Below are 8833 nucleotides of genomic sequence, written 5' to 3'. Positions count from 1 at the left end.
CTCCTGAAGGGCGGGGTTTTCACCCGCATCCGTTAGACAGTTAGACTTTTGAGGTTTTTATTCCTCGCGAAGTCCCCTACTCATACCCCTCTATTTTCTAGAGGCTCCTAGTAGGAACAAGCCGCACTGACTTCTGACTTCTGACTTCTGACTTCTGCTATATCAGCTATCAGCTATCAGCTATCAGCTATCAGCTATCAGCTATCAGCTATTGCGCGTAGGGCATATGCTTACACAAAACCTGCTTGAGGTGAGTGGGTGAAGTGTGGGGAGTTTGGGAAGTCAAATCAGCAACTCTTGTCCACTGTTACCTGATCTCTGTTCCCAAATCCGCTGATCCCTGTTCCCGACTTCTGAAAGAAATCTAAAGGTTGTAGCAATTCCTCTTGATGCAGTGGCTAATCTAGCGTTTTTTAGCCTAATGAGGTACACATAATTTTTTACCTCTTCCCTCTTATGACTTTACTGCTTCCTGGTCCCTGGTCCCTGGTCCCTGGTCCCTGGTCCCTGGTCCCTGGTCCCTGGTCCCTGGTCCCTGGTCCCTGGTCCCTAAAACTTGTACCTTACTAGCTTGAAAACCGCTAGAGTAATAATTACGAGTCAATCCCAAATGAACTAGTTTGGGATTGACTCGCTGTTTGCAGCTTCCTGTGCCGTTCAAAGGTGCTGTAAAAACAACCCAGTTAGGTTATATAAGTAAGGATATGAAAAAATCAGTATAATTTTTATAAATTTATCATGAAGACTACCCAAATTTTTTGAAAGCTTTTTTGAACTAAATGTGAAGATTTGGTTAATTGTGAAAAAAAAGTAAAAATTTGGTGAATCAAGTCCAGGTGGTTGTCGAGTTTCCTAGTCTTGCCCAACCTGAGTTCGACATCACCAACTTTATCCAGGAGTCAGGAGCTTCGATTCAGGATTCAGGAGCCATAATAACTGAATTTTATAGTTAATTAGGAATTAATCAGAGTTTAATGGGCAATTAACCTATGTATTCTCCCAATAACTTCTGAATTATTCTCCTGAATTCTTAATTATGTCTCCTATATCCTCAAAAAACCAGCCAATTTCTTACATAAAACTGAGGTTGTCCAAGACCGATTGCCCAAGACCGATTGCCCAAGACCGATTGCCTATGCTGGGATTTTGGCATCAACAGGCTCGGGGTAGACTCATAATCTAATCCCTTTACCCTTTCCCCTTTGCCCTGATAACTGCGGCGAAGTCTAATCAGCGCCCAAAGCCGCTTAGGCCAAAGCAGGGGCAGAATTTAGGGCAGCACTATGGTATTGATTGGACTAATAGCAGTCAAACCGAATTGGACTAATAGCCATCGGAGGAGGATATCCTGATCTGGTCAGCCTTGGGGTTTATCACCTTTCTCGTCAGAGAGATAACATAAAAGGAGTTCTTGCCAGCAGCACCTACACTAGGAGGTGGGACCCAAGGGCGATTTACTCGCCCTAGCAGGCGCGCACCTATGGAAATTTATAGCCACCATCTACGAGGTCTTCTGGTTATGATCACAGATCTGTCCCAATTGGGATCAGGACTGAAACAGGTTGTTAGGACTAATCAGGGGGATGTTGATAGAAGGGATTACTGGCTATCAGCAGGTGCGCTTGACCTTGGCGAATTTAATTCGCCAAGGTCAAGGGCACCTATAGAAAGTATGGGGTTGGTGACACTCGATGGCAATCAGGCGAAGCCAAGCTGTCAGTTGTATCGTCTCTATTTTCGTCTTGCAGTTGGCAGGGAAGGTATTCGAACCATTTCCTAGATTTCTTTAGATGTCTTTTGTTAAGAACAAACACAATCACTATTAATTATGTCAGAAATTCTAACACTAATCAAAAAACCAGAGATTCCCAGGAAATTAGTAAAACCATCTCAACCAATTGAACTAATTCAGCCATCAGAACCAAAGTTTATGGCTGTTGGGGTTGTAACTGGTGAGGTAGATTTGTCTGAGAAAATTCCTACCATTACCATTCAGGGTAAGGCTTACCCACTCTTTTTTCTGCTTAAGCACAACCGGAAAAGGTATGTGCTGGATATTCTCAAGGGGCACATAGAGGCCGGAAACCGAGAGCATCGCCTCGTGGTATATCCTAAGCCGATCCACTTCCCAGACAGGAACAAATTCCAGGATATCCGGTTTGAGGTAATTGGGATTTTACAGGAAGACAGACCCCATGCTTGGGCTGAAGCGATTGGCAATGGCTATTTCATCTTGGCTGGATTGTGGCAGTTCATCCCTGTATGTAAAGTTCCCTGTGTGTCAGTTTTTAGGAACCACAGTGAACAATTAGTGAACTATCTCAAAAACCACCAGGCTACAGAAAGAACTCGGGTACTCAAAGCTGGTCACTGTCCATTATTCTGGCGCGACTCCTCGGTCAAACCATTCCGATTCAATCCTAAGCTCAAGGAGCAGGGCAAGCCAAAATTCATCCAGGTCAAAGCCCGATTCCTTCCCCACAAAAATGCCTTCGCGTTTGTGGAAGAATTGGCACCCCCAATGGATCAGCCTCCACGGTTCTGCAAAGTTCGGAAAGAAGATAAGCAGGAAGCCTTGGCGGAAGCTAAGAAAAGAGCTGCTGAAATGGCTGAAAAAAGAGCTGCTGAAAGTTCTGAAAGTCCTGAAAAAACAGCTGCTGAAAGTCCTAAAAAAAGACCTGCTGAAGGTCCTGAACGTCCTGAAAGTTGAGTACTTCTATTCACAATACCAACTGTGATCAGTACCAACCCAACGCCCAGTCGAGCCGTTGAGACTTGACTGCTGAGGCGTTTGGTGCTGGCAAGGCTGGTAGGGTGATAGTTAAGACTTAAGCACAAGTCAGGTAAGCCAGCGCTGTCGGATAACTTGGTTGACTGACTATATATTTTCCATAGCTTAACTATAGCGCTAGTATAAACCACGAGTAACTATAGCGGTTTTCAATTAGGTGAGGTACATTTTTATAGGGAGCAGGCAGCAGGGAACAGGGAACAGTGATAGGAATTATTTGACCAACGACTTTACTTAATATAGCAAATCATTGATAATAATAAGTTATAATTAAGGGTTAACCTATTTTATTAAGGTTTAGGGTATTGCTTTGACAAGGATGCGATCGCAACTGCCCCCGTTGGTACTTTTCTGTCAAAAAGCGAAGCATCCGCAGTTTCTGTACTTAATTTTGGTACTTAAGAGTAATTATCTCTGATTATCTTCTATTTTCTTGACAATGAAATATCCCTGCTCTTAGAATCGCGAATGGCGCAGGAGTTCTTGAACCGAACTCCAATCTTTTCCAAAGTCCGATGGGGCAGGAAACCTGACTATTCCTGAATTCCCCGGAACCAGAAGCCACAAGGAGACCCTATGGTTCAGTCTTTCGAGTGCTCAATCCAAATTGACCCGGCCTTAAGGGGATGGCAGACTTGAGGGTCTCCATCATCTCGACCGTCCTGTCCCTTTAACATCAGGCCAAAATTCGTAAAATCATTAATTCAAACATGCTAAAGACAACATTCAACCGCTTCAAGCCAGCTGCTCTTCCCTTGAAGAAAGCACTCTCAAGACTGGCACTTGGTCTAGGGACCCTGCTCTTTGCCGCAGTGGCAGTATTCTGTGTCACAGCTCCTACGGCTTTAGCAGCAACGATAGAACCATTGCATGGAATACAAGTTACTGAAAATACAGTCATGATCGTAGTGACGAGCACGGGCTGCACGAATAAAGAGGACTTCACAACCATATTGGAAAAATCCCAGCCTCCAACTGCCACCTTCATCCGCCTGAAACCGGATCCTTGTAAAACTGCTTCCCATGCCTACCGGATTTCCTTCTCCCCGGAGGAAGTGGGTGCGACAGAATTTAAAGTGGCCAATCTGTTTGAACCCATGCCCAGATTTTAGCGGCGGAAGTTCTTAAAACAGGACTCTAAGTCGAAAAAAATGTCACAAACTGCCTGGTGAGATCGTTTTAGTTATAGAGCGACATAGCTAACGTTGGGGTAGGCGAGTTTTAGCAACAGTAGTTAAACAAGGTTTAACTCTTACCCTATGGCCTCAATTTAATTATTCCATAGGTGCGCTTTCCGCATTAAGAATTAAATTCGCCACGGGTCGCACCTGCTGAAATTCCTCCCGATGCTCACGTTACGGTAGAGCGCGGGAGGAATTTTTTATATTGATCTCAGTTATAATAAACCTTAAAAAGCCTAAGTCATTTCTAATTGCCCATCTGTCTATGCCAGCCAAGGATATTTTTCACAACACCGTTCGGTTAGCCCTAGAAAAAGATGGCTGGCTGATAACTAAAGATCCTCTATACATCAAAGTTGGCGGATCGGAAATGTATATAGACTTAGCAGCCGAACAATTAATTGCAGCCCAGAAAGATAATCAAAGCATAGCGGTAGAAATCAAAAGTTTTTTACAAGAATCAGAAATGGCAGAGTTTCACGTCGCCCTTGGTCAATGTCTTGATGCAGTCGCTCATGGGGGAAACCCCCAAGACCGCGCTGCATCGCTTCCTAAACTATCGATTAGCATTAAAGCAAACATTACCTAATTTTATTTTATACTTAGCCGTTCCTACCGATACTTACAATACATTTTTTCGTCGCCCCTTTATTCAGGATGCTCTTGAAGAGTATCAGCTAAAATTGCTAATTTTTGAACCTAAGAAAGAGGAGATTTCATCATGGAAACCTTGAACTATAATGAATTAGTCCAAAAAATCTTGAAAGCCCACGCTATCAACCTTAACGATGATCAGACAGAAGTTCAAATGATATTTGATAGTGAGCGCAATCATTATTTAGTGATGGTAGTGGGCTGGTATGACCAACGACGGGAATACGGAAGCTTAATTCATATTGATATCAAAGATAATAAAATTTGGATTCAGAGTGATGGCACTGAAGTGGGAGTAGCTAACGAATTAGTTGAAGCAGGAGTTCCCCAACAGCATATAGTTTTAGGGTTTAAGTCTCCCTTCAAAAGACAATTTACTGCATATGCTCACCTGTAGCATTTTACAGAAAAGTTTAGTAGGGTGGGCAAAAAGTAATAGAGTTTTTCCATTAAGCTTATCGGCGATAAATTTTTGCCCACCCTACCATTATAGGCAAAAAGTAATAGAGTTTTTTCATTAAGTTTATAGGCGATAAATTTTTGCCCACCCTACCATTATCGATTCAATCCAATAGCCAACTAAACAAATCTCCCACAGTAATGCTTAATTCCCTAGCAAAGGATGGCACATAAAGTTGTTCGGATGATTGATCAAACACTTCCATCTGCTGTTTTGGACGATAAACGAAAACGGTTTGTTCCTCTGGATCAATCAACCAGCCCATTGCGGTCCCATACTTTAAACAATGGAGAATATTCTTTGTCACCTTAGTTTGACTTTGGTCAGGTGAAAGAATCTCAATTGTCCAATCAGGCGCTACCTGGAAAACATTGGCAATTTCGCCATTGTCATCACGAGGAATTCTCTGGGAAACAAACACAGATACATCGGGAACGGTTGAGCGTCCACCAAAAGTACACCGAAGTTCTGGAAAAGCACGAGCAATTCGTTCTTGCTTCACCACTAGATTAATAGCAGTAACCAATTCCCCTTGAATTGTGCTGTGTTTTCCCTGTGGCATTGGTTTCTGAACAATTTGTCCATCAATATACTCACTAGCAGGTTTGGTTTCTGGTAGTTTTATAAACGCTTCCAATGACACTAATTTTGATTTTTGATTTGGAGAGTTTTGAGTAATCATTGTCATTGGTCACAAACCCCATTGAATTACTATTTATAGTCTATAGCATTTTTAGTTAAGATGTGAACATAAATATAATCAAGCAATCAGCCAGGGTAACCAAATTGCTAAACTAAGCAAGCTGATAAACAAAACTGGCATGGTAAGAATAAAACTTAAGCGAATATAATAAACCCAACTGATTTGGAGTCCTCTAAAAGCCAATACATTCAACCAAAGTAGAGTTGATAGACTCCCTAACGGAGTAATTTTTGCTCCTAAGTTGCACCCAATTAAATTACCGTATATCATCACTTCTTTTACAGCTGGATCAATATCCGTAATGTTTTCAATTGCCTTAGCATTCAGCAGTACTGTTGGTAAATTATTGAGTACACTAGCAAGAAATGTGGCTAAGAAACCACTACCACTAGCTGCTAAGGTGAGTCCCCAATTAGAAAGGATTTCCAACCGCTGGCTCAACAGAGCAGTTATGCCCAGATTGTCCAAACCGATGCTGAATAGAAACAGCACTAGGATAAGTAAAATAATTCGCCATGGCAGTTGACCTGCTAGCGGTAAGATATAACTAAGTCTACTAGCCCGACCGTTAAGGGAACGTGCTGCTAATGCCACCATCACTAAAGCTGCCATAGCAGCAATCCAGGCAATGGGGAAATTTAGCACTTTTGCCAACAAGTAGCCGATTAGGAGTAGTCCTAAAATAGGAAAACTCAATTTAAAGATTAAGGAATCTCGAATCGCACGATTAGGTGGTGGTAGACGGGCAAGGTTATAGGTCAGGGGGATTTGGGGTTCAAAATAGAACCAGAGAATGATGATACTAGTGGCTATTGTGGCAACGGTTACCGGCAACATCACCATCACATAGCGCAACCAGGAAATCTGTAAATAGTCAACATAAATCAGATTGACTGGATTACTCATCGGCAGTAGCAAGCTAGCGGCATCGGTAATAAAACCACTAGTAAACACAAATGCCAGAGTAGCTTTGGCACTAAAGCCAAGCAGCAGCAAAATTTCCATGACAGCAGCTGTCCAGACTATGGTCGTGGCGAGGTTAGTAAACACATTGCTCAATAACATCCCCACTAGGATCACTAAGGAGAAAAGCAAATGGCCACGACCACATCCCCAATTAGCTATGTGAAGCGCTAACCACCGAAACCAACCTGCTTGACCTAAACTTAGGGCAAGAATAATTAGAGAAATAAGGGTGAAAGTGGCGTTTCCCACTCTCGCCCAGACTATGGGAATATTCTGGAATAGCAAAGGGAATAGGGAGTAGGGAGTAGGGAGCGGTGCGACCCGTGGCGAATTTAATTACGGGTCAAGCGCACCGTAGGGAGTAGCGATGCAGAGGTGCGACCCGTGGCGAATTTAATTCGCCTACGGAAAAAGCACCATTACGGTCTTGGGGGTTCCCCCCATGAGCGACTGCATCAAGACGGGAGTAGGGAACAAAAATTGTCACAATTCCTACACGCATCCCTATATAACTAATAACTAATTACACTAATTACTGGTAATCCGATGCTAGGGATAAGTGATCATTTTATGGTACTATCAACCGTCAACGGTTAACCGTAAACGGTGAACTGTCAAGAAAATATAAACCATTAGGTAAAATGAACTATTAGGTCACAAATAGTGTTATATTACTTAAGTTAAAGATTAAACCACTAGATATAGCGTGACCTCTGCCAGAGTCTTCCCCAAACCCATGAACCATATCCAGGAGTGGACAGCTAGTAGTGTTGATGAACAGCTGACTCGCCTCAATGTAAGGTCTCTCGAAGGCTCTAGCCCATTTGAGTATCTCTTCTATTCCGACTCCCTGCCCAGACGCAATGATGGTCGAGTGCTAAACTCGATTCTGAAACGCTATCAACACCTCGAACAAGGGGGATGGTGGTGTTCTGGTATTGACTTGCTTACTGGTCAGGAGGATATTTGGGGCTGTTTCAAACCCAGGCAACCCCGTCACAGTGGGGAAACTAGGAAGCTAATTAAATATGAACATCCCCCCAAAACCCCCACAGGCTTGTTTGCTCTGCGAGTACCTTTCCACCTGTGGCAACGGATTGCTGAACGCAATGATATTACTATTCTCCCCACAGACCTTGACCACAATCAACCGGATCTAGGGTTTTGGCAGTGGCTAATCTCTCACCCCTCAATTCCGTTGTGTATTACTGAGGGCGCTAAGAAAGCTGGAGCTTTACTCACTGCTGGTTACGCTGCGATCGCATTACCAGGAATTAATGGTGGGTATCGAATCCGTAGGGATGCCCAGGGAAATCGGATTGGCAAGTCTGACTTGATTCCCCAACTACAGAAACTAGCGACTCCGGAGCGACCGATTTACATAGTCTTTGACCAAGACTCGAAACCGAATACCATCAAAGCTGTCAATGCTGCGATTCGTAGAATGGGATATCTGCTCAATCAAGCAGGTTGCCCTGTTAAGGTGATTACTTGGGATGCCCAGCTAGGCAAAGGGGTAGATGATTTAATTGCTGATCAAGGTCAGAAGACCTTTGAGCAAGTTTACCAACGAGCACTCCCCCTCGATACTTGGAAAGCTAAATCCCTAACCCAGCTGACCTATCGAGCTAACCTTAAGGTAAATTGCCGCTATCTGCAAGAACTTCCGATTCCGGATACAGCCCAACTGATTGGGATTAAATCCCCTAAGGGTACTGGAAAAACCCAACTACTGGAAAAAATTGTCTCTCAAGCCCTAGCCCGAAACCAATGGGTATTGGTGCTTGGTCATCGGGTGCGATTAGTAGAAGCATTGTGTCAACGCTTTGGCATCAAGTATATCACTGAGGTCAGGGATGACCAGAAGCAAGGCGTCTTAGGTTATGGTTTATGTCTCGACTCCTTGCATGGGAATTCTCAGGCTCGCTTCAATGCTGCTAACTGGTCTGATGGCGTAGTAATTATCGATGAAGTGGAGCAAGTGCTCTGGCATGGATTGAACTCTAGCACCTGTCAGAGTAATCGGGTTGCTATTCTCAAATCTCTGAAAACCCTAATCCAGAATGTCTTGGGGGGGA

The 8833-nt window shown here is 43.5% G+C and carries 8 protein-coding genes and 1 pseudogene; 7 read left to right on the top strand and 2 right to left on the bottom strand.

The window, feature by feature from the left end; genetic code table 11:
* The first annotated feature begins 821 nt into the window (after positions 1-821).
* The 5 genes and pseudogenes from F6K37_RS25155 to F6K37_RS25135 all read left to right on the top strand — a co-directional run bounded on the left by F6K37_RS25155 (position 822) and on the right by F6K37_RS25135 (position 5023).
* On the top strand, positions 822-953 hold the full coding sequence (locus F6K37_RS25155) for a hypothetical protein (protein ID WP_008177993.1): 132 nt from the start codon (positions 822-824) through the stop codon (positions 951-953).
* An 875-nt stretch (positions 954-1828) separates the two neighbouring features.
* Positions 1829-2710: a hypothetical protein gene (locus F6K37_RS25150; RefSeq protein WP_287252907.1), complete on the top strand. Its 882-nt coding sequence runs from the start codon at positions 1829-1831 to the stop codon at positions 2708-2710.
* A 791-nt stretch (positions 2711-3501) separates the two neighbouring features.
* On the top strand, positions 3502-3903 hold the full coding sequence (locus F6K37_RS25145; RefSeq protein WP_287252904.1) for a hypothetical protein: 402 nt from the start codon (positions 3502-3504) through the stop codon (positions 3901-3903).
* Between the two features lie 334 nt (positions 3904-4237).
* A pseudogene (locus F6K37_RS25140) lies at positions 4238-4706 on the top strand (XisH family protein).
* Complete coding sequence (locus F6K37_RS25135) at positions 4694-5023, top strand: XisI protein (RefSeq protein WP_287252902.1); 330 nt, start codon at positions 4694-4696, stop codon at positions 5021-5023. The pseudogene F6K37_RS25140 and the gene F6K37_RS25135 overlap by 13 nt, the downstream one beginning before the upstream one ends.
* Positions 5024-5189: 166 nt before the next feature.
* On the opposite strand, the gene F6K37_RS25130 is transcribed toward F6K37_RS25135, so the two are convergent.
* Together F6K37_RS25130 and F6K37_RS25125 are read right to left on the bottom strand one after the other, a co-directional pair.
* A complete protein-coding gene (locus F6K37_RS25130) occupies positions 5190-5774 on the bottom strand; it encodes a Uma2 family endonuclease (protein ID WP_287252900.1) in 585 nt (194 codons plus the stop codon).
* 72 nt (positions 5775-5846) lie between these two features.
* Positions 5847-7040: an ArsB/NhaD family transporter gene (locus tag F6K37_RS25125; RefSeq protein WP_287252898.1), complete on the bottom strand. Its 1194-nt coding sequence runs from the start codon at positions 7038-7040 to the stop codon at positions 5847-5849.
* Positions 7041-7139: 99 nt separating this feature from the next.
* Here F6K37_RS25125 and F6K37_RS25120 point away from each other — a divergent pair, with 99 nt between their 5' ends.
* Both F6K37_RS25120 and F6K37_RS25115 read left to right on the top strand, forming a co-directional pair.
* On the top strand, positions 7140-7271 hold the full coding sequence (locus F6K37_RS25120; protein ID WP_267871963.1) for a hypothetical protein: 132 nt from the start codon (positions 7140-7142) through the stop codon (positions 7269-7271).
* 220 nt (positions 7272-7491) lie between these two features.
* Positions 7492-8833 (top strand): DUF3854 domain-containing protein (locus tag F6K37_RS25115; protein ID WP_287252909.1); only part of this gene is annotated, 1342 nt, incomplete at its 3' end.

The organism is Moorena sp. SIO4E2 (assembly GCF_010671945.1).
Lineage (GTDB): Bacteria > Cyanobacteriota > Cyanobacteriia > Cyanobacteriales > Coleofasciculaceae > Moorena > Moorena producens.
This window is presented reverse-complemented; position numbering and strand designations above follow the sequence as displayed.